This is a genomic window from Pseudomonas sp. TH39(2020) (genome assembly GCF_016650715.1).
GTDB classification, from domain to species: Bacteria; Pseudomonadota; Gammaproteobacteria; order Pseudomonadales; family Pseudomonadaceae; genus Aquipseudomonas; species Aquipseudomonas mandelii_C.
The window spans coordinates 385,391-408,186 of sequence record NZ_JAEKFF010000002.1; the positions used below are offsets into that span (position 1 = coordinate 385,391).

Below are 22,796 nucleotides of genomic sequence, written 5' to 3' on the forward strand. Positions count from 1 at the left end.
CGGTAGGTGTTTGTATAACGCTTAGATGTATTTTTTGAACGTCGTCGCGGTGATAGCTGTCGTTACTCCGAGCAATACCGCGCAAGGCAAAAGAATAGCTATAGGATTGAGTGAAAAGGGCAGGGACAGGTAAATGACCCAGGGCACGATCAGCAGTGGAATCACTGCTCGTTTAGCGCGGTGATAGACAAAACTGCTTTCTCGCCCCGCGCCAAATTTGCGCAGGTCGCGGCGCATCAAGCCATCGACAAAACCGGTGAGCGCGGCCAGCAGAAACAAGGGTGTCGCCAGGACCAGAATGCTCAGGCGCACCACGAAGGTGAAGGTGACATACACCGCCGCCAGTACAAAGTCCTCGATACTCACGTAGAACTGGTTGATCCAGCTCCAGAAACCGTTGCCCTGACTCGCCACTCGCGCCTGTTGGGCAAAATCCGCAAAACCGGTCTTGACCACCAGCCAATGATTGAGGAACTCCAGCCACTGGCCAATCGTTTGTCCGGGCTGTTGGAGGATGAGTGAAGATTTGAAGTGCTCACTCAGCCAGACCAATTCGCTGCTCAGCATGGCCTGACTATGCCGCCAGCCCTGATCACCCCAGAACAGCAGCAGGCCAGCAAACTCAATCAGAATCGAGAGCAGCAACGAGGCGATTAGCAAACCGATGATGCGCAGTACCAGACTGATCGCCGAGATGATCAGTCCTGGGCGCTGGATGGGTTGTGGCGGCGTGTTCTGGGCGGAAGTCGCCATAGTTCACTCCATTGCGCGCTATAGAGTTGATGTGGGCACGACGCCTTCTGGATCGTTTTTTACTGAATCGAAACCTGTGGCGGGGCGGGCTACCCCACCTGATCCAGATCGAAGTTTGTTGTTGGGCCACCACCACTGGCGCTCCACCATTGCCCCGCCTGCGCGTTGTAGGTGGCCCGCATTCGCTGGGTGAGCTCCTGCAGGTCCTTGGGCATGGCATCGTCGTTGGAGGGTTTAGGTAAAGGCATGCGGACTTTCCAGAGCTGCCCACCGGCCTGGAAGGAGAACATTTGCCCCTTGGGCAAACTGACGATGTGAGCAGGCTCGATCAGCGGCACACTGGTGCTGCTGACACGGTCCTGTGAGGACGAGGTGAAGTCGGTGTTGGCCTCAGGATCGGAGGTGTCGGTGGCGCCTGACACCAGGGTTTTGGTCAGCACATTGACCTTGGGCAACTGATGGGTGAGCAGTTCAGCGGTGGCGGTTTCGCGCACGCGGAGCATCTGCAGGGTGTTGAAATTGCCGATCACCTGGCCGGCCTTGGCGCGGTTACCGATTCGCGCTTCGATATCGCTGAGGGTTTGGGTGTAGGCGGTTACCTGGATACCGGCGCCGCCACCCTTATTGATCAGTGGGATGAATTCATCGCCCATCAACTCGTTGAACTCATCAGCGTGCAGGTTAATCGGCAGCTTGTCACCGCTGCTGCCCGATGGGGGGAGGCCATGGTCAATGCCATGTTTGTAGATGTGCCCCGCGACCGAGACCAAGTCGGCGAACATGGAGTTGCCCACGGCGGCGGCCACCTCGGCGTCGGTCAGTGCATCCAGGCCGACGTAGACGATGCCGCGTTTTCGGATGATCTGCATCCAGTCGAAGATTGGCCGCGGGTCATCTAAATCGGTGTAGTTGGGGGCCAGTAACTGGGCGGTCTTGCCGGTGGTGAGTTTCTCCAGCAGCGGCAGCAGCGAGGCAACGATTTTGTCGAAGTAAGTACGGTCATATCGTACCGCCGAACGCAGCCCGTCCATTACCGGGTCAAATACCCGCTTCACCGCCAGGTACTGCTCGATGGCCACCACACGCTTTTCGCGCCCGATCATATGCCGGGGAATGTTTTTCTCGGTGAGCTTGCCTTCAAGCTGAACGATCACCTCCCACGCCTTCGGGTCGGTCTTGGCGAAAAACTGCTGGGCGTACTCGATGAACAGTGCGTCGATGTTGACCACATGCCGTTGGATCTGCAGGTAGTCCGGACGCCGGCCTAACTCGATCAGGGCACGGGCGATGATGTTGACGAAACGCCAGGCAAACTCGCGAAAGGCCGCGGAGTTACCTTCGCCGCTGAGCTGCCCGGCGATGCGTGACGCCACTTCCGAGATACGCCCGAAGCGTCCCACCGCATTGTATCGAGCGGAGATCTCCGGCCAGCCTAGATGGAAAAAATAAAACTCCTTATCCCGACCGGCCCGTTTGGCTTCGACGTACATCCGTTTGAGCAAGTCGGCGTCGCCCTTCGGATCGAAGACGATGACCACCTCATGTTCGACGCGATGAATGTCCTGGGTGATGTACACCTCGGCGAGCCGGGTCTTGCCGACACGGGTAGTGCCGAGCACCAGGGTGTGTCCGACCCGTTCGCCCAGCGGCAGACTGACTTCCGTTTCATCGGGCTCGACCCCATGCAATAGTGGCGAGCCACCGACTGGGGGCAAAGGCCGCAACGGATTGAAGGCACTGTCCCAGGCCGTGACACGGGCCAGTATCGAGAGTGGAAACGGTGCATGCTCCAGGCGCCGTTCGAGTCCGCGTGCCAGACGATAGCGGGTCGGTTGGTCGACATAGTGGGCGACCGCCGGATCCTGGGCCTCGACCAAGCGCTGGGTGTGCAGGCGGGTCCAGCGAAATCCTCGGCCCATGAACAGACGCTTGCGGCTGACCGGAATCTGCCGACTGGTCAGCTCGTAGCGGGGCAGCCGACGGATATTGCGCCGATAGCGCAGCACCTCCCAAGCTTGTCGCAGCCGGATAAGGCCGAACAGGGCATAGGCCAGCGCTGCAACCAGACCGATCTCGGGTGACAGGGCCACAGCCCAGGGCGAGTACACGCACAACACCGCGGCAGCGATACAGATTGCTACGGTATACAGCTCCACCGTTGGCCGGAGCTTGGACTCCATCGCATGCTCGGCCATGACCTGGACTCACTGTTCCAGTGAGGTGGCGGTGATCAAGACGGGGTAGTGCTCAATCTGCAGGCGGGTGGCAATGTCGTTGCCGTTGACCGGCAGGATGGTGATGCCCGGAGCGGCAGCTCGAATTCGGGCCAAAGCTTCGGTATCGGCCACTTCGACGGCGAGGCCCGCCGCGCCCATTTCCTGCAGTTCAGCCGCGCGTTGGCGCAACCAAGCCAGTGATTGGGGATCCTCACCGACCAGGAAAAATGGCCGCAAGCCCGGCATGTTCAGGGCGCGAGTCGTGATCTGGCCGGGGCTCAAGTGGGAGCTGCGGATGGGCAGTATCCAGGCTTCATCGGCAAACGTGGACAGGTCCGCATGCATGGCCCGATCAGGCTGGGTCTTGTTGTTTATTGGCGGCCTGGAAACTTGAAAATGGAGTCGGGTGAAGTCGCTAGGCTGATCCTCGGCAACGGTCAGTTCCGGCTGGGCGAAAGGTGCCAAGAGCAGGATGCAATAACAGACAATGGGGATTCGCTTCATGGTGGTGTGCCCTGTTCAAAGGAAATCAGCAGCTGTTCGAGTCTCTGGGAAAAGCCAGCACGGTAGCGTGCTGCCGGCGCGCCTCCTGCCGGACGGTGATAGCGCCCGGCAGCCAAGACCCAATCACCGGTGGCAGCGTGATGCTCCTGCAGCAGCGCGGCGGTCACGGCGAGATTTCGGTAGGGGTCAAGGGCTTCGCAAGGGCTGGAAAAACGTTGTCCGTGGTAACCCAGGTTGGTTTGCCCGAGACCGGCATCGACCCGCTTGGCGTCATGTCGGGCGAGTGCCTGAAGCAAGGCGTGACAGGCGGCCTGGCGAGTGGCGAAGCGGTAGGGTGTTCCGGCGATGTTCAGGGTCCAGGGCCAGGGCAGCAGTCGACCACGGACGTGGATACCACTCTCCTGCAGGGCGATCGCGAACAGCACCGTAGAAGGGATGTCGGCGTCATGCGCCGCCAGTTGGTAGGCCGGAGGCAGAAGTTCGTCAGCCTGGACTGCGAGTATCGTCAGCAGGAGCGCAATACCGCTCAGTCGAGGCGTTGCCATGGTCCATTCACCTGTTGAAATGTGGCAGGCAGTGGCCCCGGGGCACCCAGGCTGAACCAGCGACCACGATCATGGTTCAAGGTGATCTGCCGACGTTGGACCTTGGCCGGATCGATGTCCGCTTGTTGAGCCCAGCTACGGACGCGTTCATCCTGGCCTTGGCTGCCCACCAGGTAGATATCGAACGCCGTATCGCCGTTTTGCAGACGTTGCGCTTCGGCGGTGCACGCTGGGCAGTGGTCCTCCACAAACAAGGCCTGGCGCGGTGCGACCGATGAGCTGGTAGGGGACGGGGATGCCATGCCCTGAATCGGCAGCAGCCCGGGAAACAGCTTGGCCCAGGCCGCGGTGTAAGCGTTTTGGTAGGCCAACTCGCGCTCGGCGCGTTTGGCTTCCAGCGCTACCTGTAGTTCGGCATAGCGCTGGCGCTCTTGGTCGGTCTGGGCCTCGACCCCGAGTGCGGTCAACGGATCGAGGTTCGGGCTCCAGAAACCGCGTGGGCCGGCTTGGATCTGTTCGAAGCGCGTCCACTCCTGCTCCGTCAGCCCCCAGCTCGCCGCCTGCTCTGTGTGAGAGCGCCCCAGCGGAGCGTACTGCGTGTCCTGGATCTGTGACTGTGTCGTGATGGGGTTACCCATCGCAGCACCCATGGTCAGCAGTGAGGCCAGACACACGACGGGGAGGAGTGGCGCTCTGTTCATGATCGCTTCTCAAGGGAGGTGCACGGTCTGGTCTGGCTGAGCGGCCACCGCGAAGATGGCTGAGTTCAGCTCCAGCACTTTCAGGTGCCAGGCTCCGAGCTGCTCGCCGCTATGCAGCAGCCGAACATCGATAAGAGAGCGACTGTCATGAGGTGCGACTGCCAAAAAGCGCTCACCCCCGCGGGATTCGACCCCCAACACCGAGAACGGTGGGGAGAGCGGGGCGGGCTTGGGGCGAGCGGCTTTTTTCGGTTTGGTTGCGGAAGGCGTCGGCGGTGGCGGTGATGGCTGGGTCCTGAGGTTCAGGAGTTGCTGCTCCACCTGTTCAAGGCGTGCGCGTAGCGCTGTCATGTCCGCCGCGGTGGCACGGGTTGCCAGACCGTCGCGCAGCTCCTGTATTTCTTGCGCCCACTGATCCAGCATCGGATCGAGGGTATTGGCCTGTTGCTCACCGGTGTCGACCATCTGCTTCAGGTCTTTCAGCGCGTACTGCAGCTGCTCCTGCGTATCCTTGAGGGCGTTTGAATCACGTTGCAGGGTGTCCAAAGTGTGTAGGTACTGAGTGTTTGTGCTCTGTAGCTCGGCCAGGCGCTGATATTGGTTATACAAACCACCGCTCAGCCCGGCGACCGCCAGGCAAAGTAAGCCGACAATGAGGGTTTGAAACGTCGAGGCTTTCATGGACGTGCCTCCGACTGATGAGGCAAGACGGGTGTGATCAGCGCAACACCGGCATCCGTTTTCTGCTGCTCGAAGCAGATCGAACGGCTGACTTCGTCGGTCGTGAGTTGCCAGGCGGGGCCCGCGAGCACTTGCAGCGCGCGGCGCAAAGAGATCGGGCCGAGCCGGTAATGGGCCGCGGGCAGGGGCCGAGTAAAGAGCACCCTCACGGACGCGGTAATGGGGCAGAGCGAATAGCCCGAGCGCTGTAATACGTACTGCAATGCATCCTGCACCGAAGGGCTCAGGCTGGAGGGGATGCTCACGTCGATGATTTGGGCGAGAAGATCACGTTGTTCCGTGGTAGGTTCGGTGCTGACCAGCGTATAGCGGCCATAACGAAGTTCTGCCGGATGGCTTCCTTCGGCTGCGCCCTTCGAGAGCTGGGCTCGATTGGAGCCACTGTCGATCTCTGGATGGGTCGGCAATGTGTTGGGGATTTGCGCGGTGCAGGCGCTCAAAAAACCCAGCAGGCAGACAGGCGTGAAAAAACGCTCCATGGAAAAAACCTCATGTCAGATTCAGTGCAGAACCTGACATGAGGTGAAGGAGCGATTCAGTGAGAAAGTTGATTCAAGACGGGTCGTATTAACGCTGAACACGTTGCTACTCATCAAAAATGGCGAGCCCATCCAAGACGGCAGCGTCGGGGTCGAAGATCAACAATCGCACATCCGCCAATGCCGCCAGATACAGCACGTTGACCAGGGCTGCCGGCGTACCGGCGTCGAGCTGCTCTTGCCTCAGCGAAGAATAAGGACAACCCCCGATCTTCACCAGGTTATCGTCGGTCCAGGGCGTGCCGATCAGTTTGCAACCGATGCCGCAGCAATCCGGCAACGCGAAAAGCTCAAACAAAAGACCGGTTTGCCTCGGAGCGGAGTTACTGATCCACTCTTCCAGATTGAACATCGCTTCTTCAGGAAGGTGTGCGGTACTGATCTCCCAGGCTCGACTGTAGTGTCCCGATTCGAAGTTCAAGCGATGGACCATGGCTTGGGCTTCTTCCAGGGAGTACAGGTCGCCGACGTGATGCCGCTCATTGAACATTTCGCCAATCACGGCGTAGATCACTTGGCGCACTAGCCCGGTGGACTGGAAGCGTTCATCCAAATCATCCGTAATGGATTGGCCTTCGCTGATCAAGGCGAAATCGTCATTGAACAGGCAGGGGAACAGTTGCAGCTCATTGTCGGGCAGATGGGCTTGTGAGTCGTGCACTGGTCGAAAGCAGGGAGGGCAGTCGTTTTCGTAGGTGATCAGTAGCAGCCGTTCGATATGAAGGTTGTCGTAACCGCGAGCAAATGGGTTTGAGGCCGTCAGCAAGGCTGGGGCTTGGTGTGTGGGGTTCATGAGAGTACTCCAGAATGAAAATGAACAAGGCGCCCGAAGACGCCTGTGAGGGTTAAAGCCAGCCATGTTCGGCAAGGGAGAGAGGACGACCTTCACCCACGATGAAGTGGTCCAGTACGCGCACTTCGATCAAGGCCAAGGCCTCTTTCAATCGTGCGGTCAAGACGCGATCCGCCTGGCTGGGTTCCGTACAACCTGAGGGGTGGTTGTGAACAAAAATGGCGGCCGCAGCGTTATGTGCTAGGGAACGCTTAACGACTTGGCGGGGGTAAACGCTGGCCCCATCAATGCTGCCGTGAAAGAGGACTTCGAACGCCAGCACCCGGTGCTTGGCATCGAGAAAAATCACACCGAAAACTTCATGCTCTTGTTGCGCAAGATGCAGTTTTAGGTATGAGGCCACGGCGTCAGGCGACGTCAGGTTAGGGCCGCGGGCGAACAGCCGACGATCCAGAATATGCAGCGCTTCGTCGATCACCTGGTTTTCTTGGACGATACGATCAGCCTCGAAATCCGAGGTTTCAATCAGTGTGAGTTGGGTGCTCATGGTGGTACCTCCGAAGGGAACAATCAGGGGTACACGCCCGAGGGGAGTGGTGTCCCCGAGGTGGATATAGAGTCGCGGGTGTTAGCAGATGGCGCTGTTTACAGCCGAGTGAATCGGTGGCGTTGACCGTGTAGGTGTGAACCACAACAGTCGCAGGGCAATGGGGAAAAGGCTTTTATTCCCCAGCCGGCTGCGGGATCGAAGTCGGCACTGATGGGCATTAAGCGAACCAGTCCACGATGGATACCGGCGATGCGTTTCTCGACTTCATCCGTCGTGTAGTAGAGCGATAACGTGCTGTAGTCCTCGTAAGCAGCCGCGAACAGGCAGTCGTCGCAAAGCCAGAAGGATTCCATGTCGGTTCTCCTGTGCTGATTGAAGAAAAGGCGCTTGAGGGAGCGCCTTGATGTGGAGCATCGTGAACCGTTCAGGTGGACTGAACGGTACGGGTGGCATCACGGCGGGCCGTGCGGGGAGTCGGAGGAGATTCAGGTTCGACCCGAGCCTCTGTTGGGTTTTCGGTTTCCTCAGCTTCGGCATCAGCCGACGTTGGGGATGGCTCACTGTTTGACGCTGGCTCAGCAGGTGCTGTTGCTTCCTGCCTGGCGGGCGCTTTGTACTCGAACGTGCCGTTGACCTTGATCCAGTCGATGAACAGCAAACGACCTTTCAGGCTGGCGCCCGGTTGGCCTTGTTTAACGCCTTTCTCGTAGAGAAACGGATCGATCCACAGGTCGCCGATACGGAACGACAGCAAGACCTTTTTCTCGGCGTTGACGGCGTCCATATAGAGACGAATCAAGCGTTCAGCTTCCCCCCCAGCGACTTTGCAGTCGAAGCGGGTGTACTCCACAGCATCGGTGGCACCGTGCAGGGCTGCGATATCGCAGGCCATGAATGGCTGGCCGCGGCGGACTTGTACTTCACGAACACGGTTGAGGTAGCCGATACCGACGGTGTGCAGATTGAAGTAAGTGGTCGCTTCTTGGGAGTGGTTGGCGTGGGTCATGGTGGTTCTCCTGTTTCAAGGGAAAACGGCGACGCACAATCCCTGACGGAGAAGTGAGCCCCCGTCAGGGTGGGTAAGGTGAAGGCGAGCGATGAACGACTCGACACCGGTAAGCCGATGACGATCAGAACGATGCGTCTGGAGGAATAATGGTGCAGCAGAGGAAGTCTGCGGTGGTGATTCGCAGGCATAGGGTAGTGGGCATTCATCACCGCTGAAGCGGTAACCGCGCGAGCTTCCGAACGCTGATCGCACTTGGGTAAACCACCACGAACGTGGCGTAGCCTTGAAGGTTCTGGCTACCTGGGCTGGGCTGTCAACGACAGCGAACCACGCCCTTTGTATAAGCCTGTCACAGGGGAGCGTCAAGACGCTGCAACCGGATTTTTTATGGCCAGAATACAGTGGTAGTCACTGGACTTAAGAACATGAAGAGTGGGCCTGGCGGGGTGCCAGGCGAGGAAGAGAAAAGCCACCTTTGGCGGTCTTACGCAGTCGAAAAGCTCCTCGCAAAACTTGGTTTAACTGCGCCATGATTCGCCAACCGACCCTTGTCGTGGCCTGGGTCGGAACATGCTGGCACGCATCCGCGCACAAAGGGTGCCCAGTGTTTCCCCGGTGGGCTCCGGGACTGAATACGATCGCCGAAGCGGATGACCGCTATTGCCTGGTAGAGGCAACAGTGGTCATCCGTCACCGTGATCAGGTCGAGCACAAATCAGGAATGAAATTCCGCAGAAGAGAAGGCTCCGAACTCTAAGAGTTCGACCGAGCTGCCCGGAGCGAATCGGTCTTGGGTCGCCGTTGGCGGTGATCCGAAGCTACTACAGCAGAGAGGGCAACACGACGTCAAGCCAGTGGGCGCTCCTTCATAAGACGCTACGTTGAGCGCGATGAAAGAGGTTACTTACTGCCGAGATGAGCGGCTAATTGTTCGACGGTTGCTAAGATAAAGGCACGGTCGCTTTCTTTCAGTCCACTCAGCAGACCGGCGATCATCTGGCCCTGGTCATTGGGACGATTGCTCGACTCGGTCAGCAGTTCATCCATCCGGCAGTCGAAAATGTCCGCCAGTTGCATCAGCTTGACCACGGAAAGCTCCACCACACCCCGCTCCAGGCGCGATATGGCTTCGCTGCCGATCCCCAAGCGTTCAGCTACCTCTTCCTGGGTCAGATTACGTTCCGTCCGGTGCTTCGCGATCATGCGCCCGATTTGGGCTTGGGTTGGATGTTTATGTGCCAAGTGATGAGTTCTCCAATTCAACCCGAATGGTTGAGCAAAGACCCATTGACATGAACATCCTTAACGGTTGAGTATCGACTTATAGGGTTGATATATTGACTGAAATAGCTGTGTATCGCGACGTGACTTCTATTCCTCCAGGAATCGGAGCCCGAAGTGACCAGTGAGAATGAGCGGTCTGATAGGGCCAAACGGAGGAAAGGTTGAGCATGGAAGAGCAGAGCGAGAACGTCATGGATCTGATCTGGGATCGAACACTGGAGCTGTTCATCAAGATCCATGATTGTCCGGATAACCCCGAACACTTCGACAGCCTTGTTCATTGGCTCAACGAAAATCCTGCTCACCTGAAAGCGTTCAACGAACTAGGGCAGATATGGATTTCGACAGGCATCGCCTTGGCCCGTGAAATCGGACAACCGCTAAGCGACTTAGAGAGGGATCAGTCGCCGTTGATGATGCACTGACCAGTACATCGCCCCAACACACCTGTTGATCTCCAAAAGCGCGTCACGGGTGACGCGTATCTTTTCTGATCGGCACAGTGCCCTTACAGTCGGGGTAGTGGGAGCATGACCAGAACGGCCCTGATTTCCCCTTTCGCCTGAACATTGAGGCATTGCAAATGGGGCAGGCTGGCCCGGCTTCGACAGGTACCGCCAAGGTGAGCGCTCCGCAGTGTTCGACCAATTGTGCAATCCAGTTCGCCTGCTTGGCGACGAACGTATCAAGAGTCAGACGTCCCGCTTCGATTTCGTCCAAAGCCTGTTCCCAGATCGCGGTCATACCTGGATCTGCGATTGCAGCGGGTACCGCCTCGATCAGGGTATGGGCCGCTGCGGAGGCCATCAAGGCGCGTTTTTTCTTCAGCAAATAACCGCGATCAATCAACCCTTTGATGATGCCGGCTCGCGTGGCTTCGGTACCGATACCGGTGGTGTCCCGAAGTTTCTGTTTCAGGCGTGGGTCGTTGACCAGCTTGGCCACATTTTTCATGGCCTTGATCAGATCGCCCTCAGTGAGAGGTTTGGGAGCGGCAGTGCGCATGGACTTGAGTTCGACGTCGTCCACTGCGCACTGAGTACCCTGTTGCAAGACTGGTAAGACTTGGGACTTGTGACTGGGCTCATCGTCTTCGGTGTTTTCGTAGAGCAAGCCTTTCCAGCCCTGGACCAGGATCTGTTTGCCCACAGCGGTCAATCGTTCTTCGCCACACTCCAGCTCGACCTGGGTCCGATCAAACTCATGATGCGGAAGAAATTGTGCGAGGTAGTGGCTACGGATCAGTTCGTAGACTTGGCGTTCTTGTTCGGACATCCGCGCAAGGTTCGCCGGCTCGGTGGTGGGGATGATGGCGTGGTGCGCGGTGACCTTGGCATCGTTCCACACGCGGGAGTGCAGTGATCGATCGAGTCTTCCGAATGCGGGCTGCAGCGCGGGATCCGTTTTGAGCAGGGCATCGAATACCGAGGGTACCTCGTTGAACATACTCTCTGGCAAATAGCGGCAATCGCTGCGCGGGTAGGTAGTGGCTTTGTGGGTTTCATACAGAGCCTGGGTGATGTTCAGGGTTTCCTGGGCGCCTAGTCCCAGCTTGCGTGAACAGACTTCTTGCAGTGTACTCAAGTCGAAGGGCAGAGGTGGCGCTTCACGGGAATGGTCAGTCTGCAGCGAGAGTACCGTGGCGGTCTTACTGCTAGAGATCGCTTGGACAGTCTGACCGGCAAGCGCCTGTTGCAGGCAACGACCGGCCTCATCTCGTCCTGAACTTGGTGGTTGCCACGAGGCGCTGAATGGTTGCCCCATTGAGGACAGATGCACATCCACTTCCCAATAGGGCACCGAGACGAAGCTGGCAATCGCGCGATCCCGATCCACCACCAAGCGCAAAGTGGGTGTCTGGACGCGTCCCACTGACAACACGCCGTCGTAACCCGCCCGCCGACCAAGAAGGGTAAACAAACGACTCAGGTTCATGCCGATCAGCCAGTCGGCGCGGCTGCGGGCGAGGGCTGAGTGGTAAAGCAGGAAGGTCTCCTGACCAGACTTCAGTGAGGACAGTGCCTTGCGAATCGACGCCTCGTTGAGTGCCGATAACCAAAGACGTTGAACGGGACCTCGATACTTGCAGAGTTCCAGTAACTCCCGGGCAATCATTTCACCTTCTCGATCGGCGTCGGTCGCGATGACGACAGCAGAGGCTTCACTGAGCAGGCGCTTGATGACTTTGAACTGAGCCGCAGTCTTGGGTTTGACCTCAACCCTCCACTGCGTGGGAAGGATCGGTAGATGATCCAGCGACCAACTCTTGAATTGCTTGCCATAGGTTTCAGGCGGTGCTGTCTCCAGCAGGTGGCCGATACACCAGGTGACGGTTGTCTCTGTGCCGATCAGGCAACCATCGCCACGCCGCGTGGCCCCGAGTACCTTGGCAATGTCCCGACCCTGGGAAGGTTTTTCGCAGAGGAAGAGGCGCATAGAACTGCTCCGGATTGAGTTCGGAGCAGCGTTGTAGGAAACGGCAGTTGCGAGATATGAGAAACCTGAATGGCAGGTTCCTCATATTAGTCGGTGAGGGCAGCGTTGAATGGGCCGAGGCTGCTACCTTGTTGTAGCGTGGGCAACAGGGTGAGTCTTCACGAGCAGCGAGTAATAACTGACCAGCAACTTCGCGCAAAGGCGCAATTTTGATGCCTGAAGTCAGTCGGTCAGTCCGACGGTGGCTGTCCTCTGCGCTTTCTGGGTTTCGACGTAGGTGAACTGGCCTGCTCTGTATTTTGCCCGACGTGTGTCGCAGATGCCGCCGGCTCACTGGATCGTTCCCGCATGACCACACTGTGCACCCGGTGAGGCAGGATGCCGACTCGACGGGCCTCGATCTTGAAGGTCACCCGCGCATTGTCATCGCTGTCCTCCCACTCATCGCGCACGGTGCGGCCTTCGACCAACACGCGCATGCCTTTCTGGTACAGCGTGCTCCAGTGTTCAGCCTCGCGGTGCCAGAGCTCAACTGGCGCCCAATAGCCGCCTCGATCTTCATAGCTGCCCTCGCGTGGCACGGGGTTGTCGAAGTACACATTCAGCCGTAGCAATCGCCGTGGCTCGTCATTGCCTGATGGAAATTCCTGGAACTCTGGCGCACTGCCGATATTGCCTTCGCCAACAAAAAAAGTACTCATCCTGATACCTCCACTTCGGTTGTGAGTTGGCGCAGTAACCGTTCGGCACTGGCCATTTTGACCGCGCAGGTCGTAGCCTGGCGGTAGAGCGAATGCACCACGCTCATCTGCAGGTTCAGGGCAATGCGCTCGCATTCGAAACGGTGCAATCCCTCGCGTACGACCTGCGGCAGGGCTTTGTTGCGGATCTGGCGTTCCCAGACTGCAACCCCCATACGGGTGAAATCACGGGTGCGCCAACGCAAAAAGGTGCTGCCCGCGCCGGTGTTCTGCAGCACCAATCGAATATCCAGCAGTGAGTAAGGGGGCTGTCCGGCTTGCTGTACCACAGCCTCCATCAGCTGACATAACTGTGCCTCGATTTCCCTCGCCACCTGCGCCAGGAGTTCCAACTCCCCCTTACCCTTAAAGGGCTTTAAAAGGCCTTTTAGGGAGGCAGCGTGTTCGAGCTGTCGATAGGTATCCGGTGTCAATGCTTCGAGGGGCATTGGTTGAGCCGAGATCATCGGATTCATGCTTCGTCCTCCGGCTCATTCACTGTCGCAGACGACGCTCCCGCGTCCTCTGCCAACGCGTCGGCGTCATCCGCTGCCACCGCACCACGGCGAGTGATTGGCGGCGCGAACTGGGAGCGGCGATGACCCTCCAGGATGTCCATCGGGGGCAAACCCATCTTCTCGATGGCCGCAATGGCACGGGCGTTGTTCGCCGCCATGTCATCGCGTGTGACGCCGGCATGCCGATAGCGCTGGGCCTGGCCGAATAGGCTGCGCAGCAGATGGGCGCCATCATCGATCCAGGCTTCCATGTCGACGCGGCCGATCAAGGCGGTGTGATGGGCCAATAGGGTACGACGCACCAGGGTGTCGTAGTCGGTCAGCAGGTAGACCGCCAGAAAACCCAGCTGGCTGCCGATGTACAACGGCAAGGTGACGGGGTGGATGTTGAGGTTGTCGCCCATGTCGATCTGTGTCGGCAGGTCCTGTCTGATTCGGTCCAGCTGTAGGGTCAGTTCCAGCATCCCAGCCTTGGCCTGCATCAGTTTTTCTTCGAGTTGCACGATGGCCCAGTCGGCATAGGGATCGTCCTGGGCCGCGGTTTGTTTGATCAGGTTGGTGACACTGATGTAGCCGGCCATGCCCATGATCGAGTGGACGCCTTCACGTGCGGCCCGACCTTGCCAGATACGGGCGGCGTGGTGGGTGTGCAGGGTCAGGGTGATGCTGCTGCGCAATGAACCCAGATTGAGTTGATAGTGATCGGCCACGGTGTTGTCCTCGCATTCGCTTGGACAGGAACGTTGCGACAGATGAGGGTCAAGGACAGCCAAAAAGCTGAATGCGGTCTGTTCGGTTTGGTTTAAGAGGGTTAACTATGGAGACGTCAATGGGAGGAGATGTCCCGGCTTTCCCCTAAAAGTTTCATAGTTTGGTCCGATGTGTTCGTAGGGTGGAACTCCATGGATTTGATGCCAGTGGCATCAAATCTACTGACGTCCACCGCGTTTGCCACGCAGTTGGCGCAGCTCATTCAGGCACGCTTGGGCAAGGGCAGACGCGGGTTCGCCCTGTTGTCGAGATGGCCGCGAGGGGGTGGGTGGGGGTGGTTCTGCAATGGGTGACGGTTCGGCCTGACCTGCCCAAGGACGAAAGTCACCTTTCAGCGCACGCTGGATCAGACCCATCAGATACGCCGCTGGCTTGCGGATACCGCCGGCCGTACAGCGTGCTCCCGCTTCGTTGAGCACCGCCTGACGATCCGCGGGTTTGAGCTTGTTCAGCGCCACGGCGACGGCCTGACGCTCGCTTGGGCTCAGGTGCAGCGGAGTGGGCCAGTGCAGGTTATCCACCGCTGGGGTCGCGCGCGGTACTGTACAAATACTTTCTTTTAATACAGTACAGGCGGCGTTCGGATTCCGAACGGTGCCGGAAACACTGGCGTTCAGACTCGGTTCGGAATCCGAACGAGGGCCTGCACGATTCCGAACGAGGGCATCTTCCCCCCGTTCGAAATCGTGCAGAGTGGCATCGGTTGCCGGATCCAATCCTTGCTGTGCCCAAAGTTCGCCCCAACTGTCGAGCCGCGTCGGTAACCGATCCCGATCGATATTCGTGTCTTGGCGGACTTCCTCCACAACGTGCTGGGCGACAATACGCACCGCCTTGGTGGCATGACCGAGGGCATGTCCGACCAGCGCCAGGTAATCCTGATCCAGTTCCATGGCTTCGGCGGGGGTTAACGGCTCATCGTGCAGGACATACAGAGAACCTTGGAGACGTCCGCTGAGCTGATCGCGTCCGCGACTCACCAAACTGAGCCACCGCGTCAACCTGAGCATCGTCAACACCCGAGCAATGGTTTCACGGGAGGCTGACGCACCGTAGGGCACGCTAGACAGGTAAGGTTGCAAATCCTCATAGCGCGGTGTGACCACGCCCTGACCGTGCAGCATGAGTCGAAACACCTGCCAGGCATTCCGTTCCAATGGCGTCAGCCGACTATCCAACAGCAGCCGACGTGGCACGACTTCGTGAGATTGGCCACTGAACAAAAAGCCAGCCTGTAGAGCCTGGTTGGAGGGTTGTTCAGTGGTGGGGCGTGCGGGCCAGCGTTCACTCAGCCGCTGGGTGCATTGCTGCAGGACACGTTGCCAGCGACTGGACGGGGCAGTGTTCATGTGTTGTTGCTGTACTGGTCAATCTGCTGCCAAACGATGGTCAAGCTGATCTGTTGCTCTTCCGCCAGCATCATCATGGCGTCGAGCTGATCCCCGGTACTGTCTTGAGCGCGCAGCTGGCACCATCGCTGCCAGAGCGCGTGTTCCTGCGCTTCACTCAAATGCTGAGGGCGGCCCTTACGGGTTTCTATCTTGAGCAGACGCCGACGCAGGGCGGTTTCCGAATGCGCCAGGCCGAAGCACTGATACATGATGGTGCTGCTGGCGCCCAGCTTGAGCGCTCGGTTGATCAATCGCTCGTTCTGCTCGTCACGTTCGGCTTGTTCGATCAATCGATGCAGCACCGGCGAGTCGATCTTGACCTCAACCCAGGGGACGGTGGCATGGGCCAGGCGTGACAGGGTGGTGGGTGGTAAGGATTGCAACAGGTAGATGTCATCCTCACCCAGTCCGAGTGCTTTGCAGCGCTGCAGGTTTCCCTGGCGCAACTCGTGTAGCACCTGGGTCAGCATGGCTTGGTTGAGCACATTGAAGGACAGATTCATAGCAGCTCCTTCGGTGAGTTGCCTTCCTGGTTAAGCGTTAAGTCGATCAGGCGGCGGGCCAGGCGGATCAGGCGATACAGTTTGATGAGCAGACTGTCGGGCAATCGCTCCAGTCCCACATCCACGGCGGGACGATCTGTGAGCGGAAGTTGATAGACCCCCAACAGCAGCTGCCCGAACAAGGCTGAAGGCAGTTGCTTGCGATCCTCCCAGTTCACGTCGTCTTGAGCACGCAGCAGGGCCAGGAGCAATAAGTGAACGCCGGTCGCGCGAGGCGCTGCAAGATCAACTCGCTCGATGTTGAGGGCGAAGCCCAAGCCAAGCTGCTGATCGATGACGCTCTCGGGATGTCCGGCATATGCCGCCATTTCCCGCGCCAGTGTGGCAATGGCGGATCGCAGTTGTTCGGGGCTATCCAGTGCTGGTGCGATGGTCCAGATGTCGTCGATCGCATAGGTGTCGACCGAAGATGCTGCGTCGGTGGCGGTCTCGCGATCGATTTGTTCACGAATCTGTTGAACGCGTGATGGAGGACTGACCGCTGATACGACGTTCGTTTCAGGCGGTGTAAGCAATTCCTCTCGCGTTGGTTCGGTCTGGGGTCTGGCATCCGTTGATTTGGAATGGGGCTCGGAGGAGGGAGTTCCTGCAGCGGCGATATCAACGCTCGGCAAATGGTTGTTCTCTGGGGGCGTAGTCACGACGATGCCCGGCGTCGAGATGACCCGCTGGGTGTCGCTCAGTTCCAAGGCCAACATACGGTAGGACTGTCCGAGCAAGTGGCTCATGCGTTCGAGCAGTTCATCCTGGAGCTGCTCAAGATCGAAGGACTCGGGTTCGGCATCGAAGTAACCCAGTGTATCGAGCCAAAAATCGGCGAACGCGATGGGGGCGGTTGGATAGCGGTTCCAGGTTCGTTCTGCCTGGCTGCGTAGGCCGATTAGGCGTTCGATCTGGGGCTTACCCAATCCGGCATACAGGGTTTGTGGGATGGCGGGCAGTAGGTGTTCAAGGGTGTCCAGCATTCGGCTGATGTGCGACTGCGAAATCGGATAGCCTCCAGCGGCAAGACGTCGAACGAGCTCACGTTGTGAGAGCACAGCTCCCTCTGCTTCGAGCATGGTTTTGAGTTTGGCTACCGCCAGAGCCCGTTCGATGAAAGTGAGCTGGCCGTGCAGATCGCTTTCGGCCAGATGGCCGAGTAGGGCGGTGATTTCATTGCTCCAAGGTCGGAACAGGCAATGAATGCGAAAGAAACGCTCGTCGCGGGTTTCCTGCCACAGCTCGCCGAGAATTGCCAAGCGCGTATTACCGCCGTTGCGGATGATGAAATAGGTTTCACCCGGGCGGCGGGTAATCGGTGGCGGTTGATCCAGCCCGCGTTCACGGATCGAAGCCTTGATATCGTCGTATAGCGGATTACGGATGAAGCGCGGGTTGTGTTCGTAGGGCCGCAACTCCTCCAGCGTGACCAGCATAGGTGTATCAGTAAGTGGATCGGACAGCCGCTCCAGTTCTGGACCTCGGGGGAAGTGGTCCTGGTGCAGCTTGTCGGTGATCTGCTCCTGACTGAGCTTCTTCATCGGAAAAACCTCAGTTAACGCCGGTTACGCAAATGGTCACCGACCTCGAACTTGACGATCTCGGCAGGGCCCGAACCTTCGAAATGTCGGGAGAGTTCTGCGAGGAACCATCCCATAGCCGAGCGCCTACCCTGCAGGCGAAAGACCACGGTGCAGTACTCCTCGCAAGGTGGGTGGTGTGGTTGAATGGAGGGTGGAACGATGATGGGCAGTTGATCCAACATCAGAAGACTCCTAGCCAAACGTGGTTGGCCTCAAGGTCGATCAAACACAATGACGGGGTGAGAAATGCCAGTTGGGTGATTTGTCTCATTGAACCTCCGCGCATCGGCTCACCGAAGAGATCGCCTCGCGCCATTCCGGAAACAACTCAATGGCCAACGCGTGCATGGTTTCCAGCGCTGAAGGCGAGCGTCGTTCGCGTGACTGGCGCGTTTCGATTCGATGGACCGGTAGGCCAGGGAGGCGGCGTTGAGATACGCCACTCGGTCTGGAACTATGGTGTCTAGAACCGAGATATTCGCAGTCTCGGCAAAGGTCTCGCGCAAGCCACGGATGATCATCCGGGTGTCCACCCGAATGGCATTCACCTGGTTCAGTAGCAGTCGTAAGGGTGGTGGTGGAATGCCCATGTGGCGGAATGGTTCGAGTTCGCTGAGTAGCTTCAAGGTGCCGCGCTGCAGTTCGCGGGCAGCGAGCATTTCCGGCGTGATGGGCGAGAGGGCGAGATCGGAGGCCAGGATGGCCATCTCCAGCAGCACGCTACGCGCACCTTGGGTGTCGATCAAAAGCAGATCGTAATGGGGACGGAAGTTGTCGAGCAGATTGCGCAGCCGTAATCGCCCGTCAGGGGCATGCAGCAGCAAGATGCTCAGCCGGCCTTGATCGTCGTTAGAGAGGATCAGGTCGAGTCCCGTGATCACTGTCCTGGAAACAATTTGTGCAGGAGTTGCTAGGTTGAGTGCAATGAGCTCGTACGCACCAGCAACAGCTTTCTGGTTCAAGGCGTAATAGATGGAGAGGGTGGGTTGGCCATCCAGATCCAGCAGCAGAACGCGCAGGCCAGCATCCGTCAAAAGACCGCCGAGATTAACGGCTACTGTGGTTTTTCCTACTCCACTTTTGGTGGAAACCACTGATACCACGCGCATGGCATCAGGCCTGCTGCGCCAAGCGCTCGGTGACCCACCGCTCGATCTCCAGCGAGTCCCAGCCGACGGCGCGCAGTCCAATGCGTTTGGCTTGAGGGAATTTACCTTCCTTCATCAGGTTGTAGATGTGCGCCCGCTTGAAGCCGGTTTTTCGCTCCACCTCGTCACGCCGCATGATGTGACGTTCGACTTGTGGTTGAGGTGCTTCAACGATGGGTGAGGGTTGGCTGGACATGCTGGTCACTCCTGGCGCCGATTGGCCTGTGATGGGAAGTGGCCTGTATTGAAGAGCAAAAAAGTGAGCGAGTCATTGCACTGCAATCGAGGGCATTGCAGTGCACTGCCATGGCTCACGTGGTTTTTTTGAGGCTACGGTTGGCCGCAGCGAACTTTTCATCCAGTGTTCGCTTGCTTAAACCAGATGTTTCACCGTAACGAGCAATAATCGCATCGACGATTGCAGATTGGCTCTTGAACACGGAAAGCGGTTTGCCTGAGGGCGACACGTCCAAGACGGTGTTGACCAAGGCACCGATGGTCTGCAGGTACGTGTGTTCACTACGTTTACTGAGCTGTCCCTGTGTTTTGACCAACGCTTTCAGGCTTTCTTGTTCAAGTCCCAACTCCTGAAGATTGGCTATAATATCTCGGAGCTGATGCTGCAGCGTATCCCGCTCTCGTAGGAGGGCATCCCGCTCGGCCTGGAGTGCAAAGTAAACACCCAAGCTGATTTTATCTTGAGTGTCGTCGTTCGATTCGAACAGGAAGTCGGGTCGCTGATCGGGGTAGTAGATTTTCATCCAATGACGCAGATCCGAATGTCGAACCGTCAATAAAGTGAGCTCCACGGGGGTGCCCAGGGGGACCGAAATACCGAAGGAGCCGTACGGTAATTCGCCATTACGGACGGCGTCATAAATTCTGTCGGTATTGGCCTGTAGGCAAGGCCATTGAGGAAATAGGGTCCTGAGCTTTTCCGGGCAGGACCAAGCCGCTTGCACGATCTGCGGTTCGTAACGAATGAGGTTGCACCAACGCAGTGCTGCGTCGATGGGCCGATAAAAGGTTTTAGCCTGCGGGTTAAAGTTGTTTGAAGACATGTACGAACGGACCTCCATTCCTTATGGATCGGCCTCCCGCGAAACATCTCTACATCGCTTACCTGCTAGAAAATTACTGGCAGTGGCTGTGAGTTCGGATTTTTTACTCGATGAGGTTATTCCATTTACATAGCTTCATAGCCGACGAAATCTATAATTATCCCGATTTGTAAGATATCGACTAGCGGTGTCGTGTCTTAATCCCTCATTTGGCTCAAACTCTTCACGGGTGTTATCATTTTTTGGCGTCTAGCGTTGCTCGCTCAAAGACGGCAGCCCTCAGATCATAGGTGCCTGCTCTCAATATCGTTATCCAAAATCGGCATGCTAAAAAACCTAACGATGATTGATTTGAACCATATTGGTGCAAGTCTTGTTTGGCTGCCACTTTGGGATAACGCCTCTCTGAAGACACCTCGTAGGTGATGGACGCGGACCTTATAAAGCCCCCGCTTGACGTTCTTCACAAACTCATTGAACAGCATTTGACGCACCGTGAGCTAAATGGTCTTCCTGATCGTTCAGTGGCGTCCCGACTCGTTGAAGGAAAAGCAGGTGACCTTGGTTGCCTTACTCGGATGCACTGGATGATTTTTTCTGAGAAGTCAGACGGAGGGGAGTGTTCAGAATCGTTATGGGTGCTCCTGCGCTGTCGGAAATCTTCGATAACATGCGCCCGTTCCGCGAAGAGTCCTTCGATCTGGTCGCAGGACGTCAATGGCCAGGAGCGATTTTGCGTCATCCAAACACCCGCAAATTAAATCTTTCTCATTTCCTCTGCTACTGCCCCCGGTGGGCTTGTGTCATTTCATATCTCTCACCTGCATCCACAGCACCGCATCTTGCGACAAGGGTTTGCCCTTATGGGTTTTCGTTTTGCCGATGTCGAGCGCTGCAATGCCCCACCAGCCGGCCCGGGGCAGGCCGATGGTCACGACGCCCTGGGCGTCCGTGTAGGTGCTCAGGGATTTGAATGAAGCTTGAGGTGCCGTTACATAGTCTTGCTGGCCGAAGGCGTTTTTCTCGATATCGACGGAATGGTTGATGTATTCGATTTCGATTTCGGCGAACGGAACGGGCTTGCCGTCGGCCAGCACCAAGGCGCGGAACACTCCGCCCGTCCAGTTTGCATAAGGCTTGTTCAGTGGCTGGATCTCAACCGGCAACCCTTGTGGTTCTGCCCAGTTGCCGGGTACTCCGCCCACGTTCACGATCAGCTTGGTGAACTGTTGGATGTAGACATCTTCCTCGGTTTCCAGGTAGGGCTCGGGTTCGAGTACGAAGATATGGTCACCCAGTGAGCGCACCAACTCGCGTGGAATCGACGCACGATAGGCGGTCGTTTGATTATCGCGACTCTGCCACTGGACAGGGCGCAAGTATTGGCGCAGATCGATTTTTTCCCCTCCGTGCGAGCTGATGTGGCTGAAGGCGCGAGGTTCATCCATGGTCATGGTGGGGCCGCCGGAGAAGGGATGCGTGAACACGAGCGCGAACTCCAGTTTATCCGCGCGCGGCAGCGCCGTTTCCTCGACGTAGAGCATCTGGAAATGGGCCTGTGCTGCGCCTGTCAGGCAGCCTAATGTCACGGCGGCAAGTGCGTGGAGCAGTCGTCGTTTGATCGGCATGGTCGATTTCACCTTGAAATGTCGGAGGACTGAATCGTGGCTTGATGGCTGTCTCCGCCCATGAACACAACGGAGTATTTTTCGGCGGGGGGCTGGAATGTGTAGGTGTTGTCTTTGCCGACGCTTCCTTCGAGCAACACTTTGTTGCTGGTGTCCTGGACATGGATTTTTCTGCCAGCGGCCGAGCTGCCGTCGGTGTAACCCGCCTCGCACTTCACCAGTTCATCGCTCTCGATGTAGCAGTCGAAGACGGGGCCATGAGCGAAGGCTGCCTGGCAGAACACCAGGGCGCCTGCTATCAGTATCCGATGTGCTGAACATAGCGGTTTCATAAGGTCTTCGATCTCTACGGTCGAGGTTGATCATTGGAGCGGCGATTTGTGATCGCCGCTTGTATTGGCGCCAGGTGGTGCGAAGGCCGTCAGCAAGGCATCCAGGTTCGAACTCAGGAGTGCTTCGTACCCGTTGGCCGCATCGGCGAGCATTCCCGGGTTGCCGGCATCCAGTATCAACAGCCGTGCGCCGCCGTCCTCGATGGCCTTGGCGATCCTGGCGTCCGGTGCCCACTTGTGGACCACCACGTGGATGTCACGCTCGCGCAGGTATCGGGTCAGTGCGGTACGGTCGGCGTCGCTCCAGTCGATGTCCTGTCGGACGAACCATCCGTCGACAAAAATGCCGAACTCGCCGAACAGGTAGGTGAACTCATTGGCCAGCGACAGCACGCGCAGATCCGGCACTGCCAGCAGCCGGGCACCGTAGTCGGCCTTGAGCTGGCGTAATCGACCTTCGAGTGCGGCGAGGTTGCGCTCTATCCGAAGCGCATCGAAGGGGGACAGGCGTGCCAGGTCGGTAGCGATAATCGCCGACATGCGCATGGCGTTGACGGGGCCGAGCCAAGCGTACGGCGACAGTCCGCCATCGACGTCGCGTTCAGTTGCCCAGGGAACGTCGTTCGAAGGCACGCGGGCCACGGCCACGCCGGGCTTGACGGTGTCCCATGAGTCCGAGGCATCGATCTCGACGATTCGCAGATTGTGACGACGTGCAGTGGTGTAAAGCGGATCCGCGCGCCAGAGGCTGCCCAGGGTAACCACGGCTGTGGCTTGCTGGAACACGGCGGGCTCCAGGCGCGACAGCGCGTTGGCCTGGCTTTCCATGGGCACGGCAGCGTCTGCCGGAAGGCGGACGACCTTGAGGGTCGTGCCGTCGCTGAGCGTCGAGGTGAGCGCATACACCGCTGGCAGTGCGACAAGCACATGCTGCCTGCCGGTATCCGCGAAGGCAAAAAGCGGGCTGCCCAGCAGCAGTACCAGCATCGCTAGCCAGGGTCGACGTGA

26 protein-coding genes and 1 pseudogene are annotated in these 22,796 nt (G+C 58.0%); 1 reads left to right on the top strand and 26 read right to left on the bottom strand.

What is annotated here, in order from left to right; translation table 11 throughout:
• Positions 1 to 21: 21 nt before the first annotated feature.
• From JFU47_RS01730 to JFU47_RS01785, 12 genes are all read right to left on the bottom strand, one after another.
• On the bottom strand, positions 22 to 753 hold the full coding sequence (locus JFU47_RS01730) for a TIGR03747 family integrating conjugative element membrane protein (RefSeq protein WP_201180378.1): 732 nt from the start codon (positions 751 to 753) through the stop codon (positions 22 to 24).
• Positions 754 to 842: 89 nt separating this feature from the next.
• Entirely contained in the window at positions 843 to 2,948 is a 2,106-nt protein-coding gene (traD, locus tag JFU47_RS01735) for a type IV conjugative transfer system coupling protein TraD (protein ID WP_201180379.1), read from the bottom strand.
• A gap of 9 nt (positions 2,949 to 2,957) precedes the next feature.
• Positions 2,958 to 3,473: an integrating conjugative element protein gene (locus JFU47_RS01740; protein WP_201180380.1), complete on the bottom strand. Its 516-nt coding sequence runs from the start codon at positions 3,471 to 3,473 to the stop codon at positions 2,958 to 2,960.
• The gene (locus JFU47_RS01745; RefSeq protein ID WP_201180381.1) at positions 3,470 to 4,018 is read right to left on the bottom strand and encodes a lytic transglycosylase; all 549 of its coding nucleotides are present in this window, start codon (positions 4,016 to 4,018) and stop codon (positions 3,470 to 3,472) included. The genes JFU47_RS01740 and JFU47_RS01745 overlap by 4 nt, the downstream gene beginning before the upstream one ends.
• The gene (locus JFU47_RS01750; protein ID WP_201180382.1) at positions 4,000 to 4,719 is read right to left on the bottom strand and encodes a TIGR03759 family integrating conjugative element protein; all 720 of its coding nucleotides are present in this window, start codon (positions 4,717 to 4,719) and stop codon (positions 4,000 to 4,002) included. The genes JFU47_RS01745 and JFU47_RS01750 overlap by 19 nt, the downstream gene beginning before the upstream one ends.
• Before the next feature lie 9 nt (positions 4,720 to 4,728).
• The gene (locus JFU47_RS01755; RefSeq protein WP_201180383.1) at positions 4,729 to 5,400 is read right to left on the bottom strand and encodes a chemotaxis protein; all 672 of its coding nucleotides are present in this window, start codon (positions 5,398 to 5,400) and stop codon (positions 4,729 to 4,731) included.
• Positions 5,397 to 5,939: a PFGI-1 class ICE element type IV pilus protein PilL2 gene (pilL2, locus tag JFU47_RS01760; protein WP_201180384.1), complete on the bottom strand. Its 543-nt coding sequence runs from the start codon at positions 5,937 to 5,939 to the stop codon at positions 5,397 to 5,399. Before pilL2 ends, JFU47_RS01755 begins: the two co-directional genes overlap by 4 nt.
• A gap of 106 nt (positions 5,940 to 6,045) precedes the next feature.
• Positions 6,046 to 6,792: a DUF5983 family protein gene (locus JFU47_RS01765; protein ID WP_201180385.1), complete on the bottom strand. Its 747-nt coding sequence runs from the start codon at positions 6,790 to 6,792 to the stop codon at positions 6,046 to 6,048.
• Positions 6,793 to 6,844: 52 nt separating this feature from the next.
• Entirely contained in the window at positions 6,845 to 7,339 is a 495-nt protein-coding gene (radC, locus tag JFU47_RS01770) for a RadC family protein (protein ID WP_201180386.1), read from the bottom strand.
• 98 nt (positions 7,340 to 7,437) lie between these two features.
• Entirely contained in the window at positions 7,438 to 7,695 is a 258-nt protein-coding gene (locus tag JFU47_RS01775) for a hypothetical protein (RefSeq protein WP_201180387.1), read from the bottom strand.
• Between the two features lie 71 nt (positions 7,696 to 7,766).
• A complete protein-coding gene (locus tag JFU47_RS01780) occupies positions 7,767 to 8,348 on the bottom strand; it encodes an STY4534 family ICE replication protein (protein ID WP_201180388.1) in 582 nt (193 codons plus the stop codon).
• Positions 8,349 to 9,251: 903 nt separating this feature from the next.
• Entirely contained in the window at positions 9,252 to 9,593 is a 342-nt protein-coding gene (locus JFU47_RS01785; protein ID WP_154973979.1) for a helix-turn-helix domain-containing protein, read from the bottom strand.
• Between the two features lie 209 nt (positions 9,594 to 9,802).
• Between JFU47_RS01785 and JFU47_RS01790 the strand changes: the two genes are divergently transcribed.
• Positions 9,803 to 10,060 (top strand): hypothetical protein, encoded by a 258-nt coding sequence (locus JFU47_RS01790; protein WP_201180389.1) that lies wholly within the window; start codon positions 9,803 to 9,805, stop codon positions 10,058 to 10,060.
• 43 nt (positions 10,061 to 10,103) lie between these two features.
• Here JFU47_RS01790 and JFU47_RS01795 read toward each other — a convergent pair whose 3' ends face one another.
• The 14 genes and pseudogenes from JFU47_RS01795 to JFU47_RS01855 form a co-directional block, all read right to left on the bottom strand.
• Positions 10,104 to 12,071: a DNA topoisomerase III gene (locus JFU47_RS01795; RefSeq protein WP_201180390.1), complete on the bottom strand. Its 1,968-nt coding sequence runs from the start codon at positions 12,069 to 12,071 to the stop codon at positions 10,104 to 10,106.
• 230 nt (positions 12,072 to 12,301) lie between these two features.
• Positions 12,302 to 12,772, bottom strand: a complete 471-nt coding sequence (locus JFU47_RS01800; protein WP_201180391.1) for a single-stranded DNA-binding protein — start codon at positions 12,770 to 12,772, stop codon at positions 12,302 to 12,304.
• Positions 12,769 to 13,287, bottom strand: coding sequence for a DUF3158 family protein (locus JFU47_RS01805; protein WP_201180392.1), 519 nt, complete (start codon positions 13,285 to 13,287; stop codon positions 12,769 to 12,771). The genes JFU47_RS01800 and JFU47_RS01805 overlap by 4 nt, the downstream gene beginning before the upstream one ends.
• Positions 13,284 to 14,039 carry a PFL_4669 family integrating conjugative element protein gene (locus JFU47_RS01810; protein WP_201180393.1) on the bottom strand — a complete coding sequence of 252 codons (756 nt, stop codon included), beginning with the start codon at positions 14,037 to 14,039 and terminating at the stop codon, positions 13,284 to 13,286. The genes JFU47_RS01805 and JFU47_RS01810 overlap by 4 nt, the downstream gene beginning before the upstream one ends.
• A 219-nt stretch (positions 14,040 to 14,258) precedes the next feature.
• Positions 14,259 to 15,449 carry an STY4528 family pathogenicity island replication protein gene (locus JFU47_RS01815; RefSeq protein WP_201180394.1) on the bottom strand — a complete coding sequence of 397 codons (1,191 nt, stop codon included), beginning with the start codon at positions 15,447 to 15,449 and terminating at the stop codon, positions 14,259 to 14,261.
• Entirely contained in the window at positions 15,446 to 15,994 is a 549-nt protein-coding gene (locus tag JFU47_RS01820) for a DUF2857 domain-containing protein (RefSeq protein ID WP_201180395.1), read from the bottom strand. The genes JFU47_RS01815 and JFU47_RS01820 overlap by 4 nt, the downstream gene beginning before the upstream one ends.
• The gene (locus tag JFU47_RS01825) at positions 15,991 to 17,577 is read right to left on the bottom strand and encodes a ParB family protein (RefSeq protein ID WP_201180396.1); all 1,587 of its coding nucleotides are present in this window, start codon (positions 17,575 to 17,577) and stop codon (positions 15,991 to 15,993) included. Before JFU47_RS01825 ends, JFU47_RS01820 begins: the two co-directional genes overlap by 4 nt.
• Before the next feature lie 14 nt (positions 17,578 to 17,591).
• Positions 17,592 to 17,801 carry a hypothetical protein gene (locus JFU47_RS33345; RefSeq protein WP_342215339.1) on the bottom strand — a complete coding sequence of 70 codons (210 nt, stop codon included), beginning with the start codon at positions 17,799 to 17,801 and terminating at the stop codon, positions 17,592 to 17,594.
• An 85-nt stretch (positions 17,802 to 17,886) separates the two neighbouring features.
• Positions 17,887 to 18,728, bottom strand: a pseudogene (locus tag JFU47_RS01830) (ParA family protein).
• Positions 18,729 to 18,732: 4 nt separating this feature from the next.
• On the bottom strand, positions 18,733 to 18,963 hold the full coding sequence (locus JFU47_RS01835; protein ID WP_201180397.1) for an AlpA family phage regulatory protein: 231 nt from the start codon (positions 18,961 to 18,963) through the stop codon (positions 18,733 to 18,735).
• 115 nt (positions 18,964 to 19,078) lie between these two features.
• The gene (locus JFU47_RS01840) at positions 19,079 to 19,828 is read right to left on the bottom strand and encodes a hypothetical protein (protein ID WP_201180398.1); all 750 of its coding nucleotides are present in this window, start codon (positions 19,826 to 19,828) and stop codon (positions 19,079 to 19,081) included.
• An 803-nt stretch (positions 19,829 to 20,631) separates the two neighbouring features.
• Positions 20,632 to 21,456 carry a DUF4198 domain-containing protein gene (locus JFU47_RS01845; protein WP_201180399.1) on the bottom strand — a complete coding sequence of 275 codons (825 nt, stop codon included), beginning with the start codon at positions 21,454 to 21,456 and terminating at the stop codon, positions 20,632 to 20,634.
• A gap of 8 nt (positions 21,457 to 21,464) precedes the next feature.
• Positions 21,465 to 21,788, bottom strand: a complete 324-nt coding sequence (locus JFU47_RS01850; protein WP_201180400.1) for a hypothetical protein — start codon at positions 21,786 to 21,788, stop codon at positions 21,465 to 21,467.
• Between the two features lie 30 nt (positions 21,789 to 21,818).
• A complete protein-coding gene (locus tag JFU47_RS01855; RefSeq protein WP_201180401.1) occupies positions 21,819 to 22,775 on the bottom strand; it encodes a metal ABC transporter solute-binding protein, Zn/Mn family in 957 nt (318 codons plus the stop codon).
• Positions 22,776 to 22,796: the final 21 nt, after the last annotated feature.

What these genes read in the sequence shown, in the direction of transcription:
- JFU47_RS01730 (WP_201180378.1), bottom strand. Translation starts at nt 753, where the DNA reads ATGGCGACTTCCGCCCAGAACACGCCGCCACAACCCATCCAGCGCCCA.
- traD (WP_201180379.1), bottom strand. Translation starts at nt 2,948, where the DNA reads ATGGCCGAGCATGCGATGGAGTCCAAGCTCCGGCCAACGGTGGAGCTG.
- JFU47_RS01740 (WP_201180380.1), bottom strand. Translation starts at nt 3,473, where the DNA reads ATGAAGCGAATCCCCATTGTCTGTTATTGCATCCTGCTCTTGGCACCT.
- JFU47_RS01745 (WP_201180381.1), bottom strand. Translation starts at nt 4,018, where the DNA reads ATGGCAACGCCTCGACTGAGCGGTATTGCGCTCCTGCTGACGATACTC.
- JFU47_RS01750 (WP_201180382.1), bottom strand. Translation starts at nt 4,719, where the DNA reads ATGAACAGAGCGCCACTCCTCCCCGTCGTGTGTCTGGCCTCACTGCTG.
- JFU47_RS01755 (WP_201180383.1), bottom strand. Translation starts at nt 5,400, where the DNA reads ATGAAAGCCTCGACGTTTCAAACCCTCATTGTCGGCTTACTTTGCCTG.
- pilL2 (WP_201180384.1), bottom strand. Translation starts at nt 5,939, where the DNA reads ATGGAGCGTTTTTTCACGCCTGTCTGCCTGCTGGGTTTTTTGAGCGCC.
- JFU47_RS01765 (WP_201180385.1), bottom strand. Translation starts at nt 6,792, where the DNA reads ATGAACCCCACACACCAAGCCCCAGCCTTGCTGACGGCCTCAAACCCA.
- radC (WP_201180386.1), bottom strand. Translation starts at nt 7,339, where the DNA reads ATGAGCACCCAACTCACACTGATTGAAACCTCGGATTTCGAGGCTGAT.
- JFU47_RS01775 (WP_201180387.1), bottom strand. Translation starts at nt 7,695, where the DNA reads ATGGAATCCTTCTGGCTTTGCGACGACTGCCTGTTCGCGGCTGCTTAC.
- JFU47_RS01780 (WP_201180388.1), bottom strand. Translation starts at nt 8,348, where the DNA reads ATGACCCACGCCAACCACTCCCAAGAAGCGACCACTTACTTCAATCTG.
- JFU47_RS01790 (WP_201180389.1), top strand. Translation starts at nt 9,803, where the DNA reads ATGGAAGAGCAGAGCGAGAACGTCATGGATCTGATCTGGGATCGAACA.
- JFU47_RS01795 (WP_201180390.1), bottom strand. Translation starts at nt 12,071, where the DNA reads ATGCGCCTCTTCCTCTGCGAAAAACCTTCCCAGGGTCGGGACATTGCC.
- JFU47_RS01800 (WP_201180391.1), bottom strand. Translation starts at nt 12,772, where the DNA reads ATGAGTACTTTTTTTGTTGGCGAAGGCAATATCGGCAGTGCGCCAGAG.
- JFU47_RS01805 (WP_201180392.1), bottom strand. Translation starts at nt 13,287, where the DNA reads ATGAATCCGATGATCTCGGCTCAACCAATGCCCCTCGAAGCATTGACA.
- JFU47_RS01815 (WP_201180394.1), bottom strand. Translation starts at nt 15,449, where the DNA reads ATGAACACTGCCCCGTCCAGTCGCTGGCAACGTGTCCTGCAGCAATGC.
- JFU47_RS01820 (WP_201180395.1), bottom strand. Translation starts at nt 15,994, where the DNA reads ATGAATCTGTCCTTCAATGTGCTCAACCAAGCCATGCTGACCCAGGTG.
- JFU47_RS01825 (WP_201180396.1), bottom strand. Translation starts at nt 17,577, where the DNA reads ATGAAGAAGCTCAGTCAGGAGCAGATCACCGACAAGCTGCACCAGGAC.
- JFU47_RS33345 (WP_342215339.1), bottom strand. Translation starts at nt 17,801, where the DNA reads ATGTTGGATCAACTGCCCATCATCGTTCCACCCTCCATTCAACCACAC.
- JFU47_RS01835 (WP_201180397.1), bottom strand. Translation starts at nt 18,963, where the DNA reads ATGTCCAGCCAACCCTCACCCATCGTTGAAGCACCTCAACCACAAGTC.
- JFU47_RS01840 (WP_201180398.1), bottom strand. Translation starts at nt 19,828, where the DNA reads ATGTCTTCAAACAACTTTAACCCGCAGGCTAAAACCTTTTATCGGCCC.
- JFU47_RS01845 (WP_201180399.1), bottom strand. Translation starts at nt 21,456, where the DNA reads ATGCCGATCAAACGACGACTGCTCCACGCACTTGCCGCCGTGACATTA.
- JFU47_RS01850 (WP_201180400.1), bottom strand. Translation starts at nt 21,788, where the DNA reads ATGAAACCGCTATGTTCAGCACATCGGATACTGATAGCAGGCGCCCTG.
- JFU47_RS01855 (WP_201180401.1), bottom strand. Translation starts at nt 22,775, where the DNA reads ATGCTGGTACTGCTGCTGGGCAGCCCGCTTTTTGCCTTCGCGGATACC.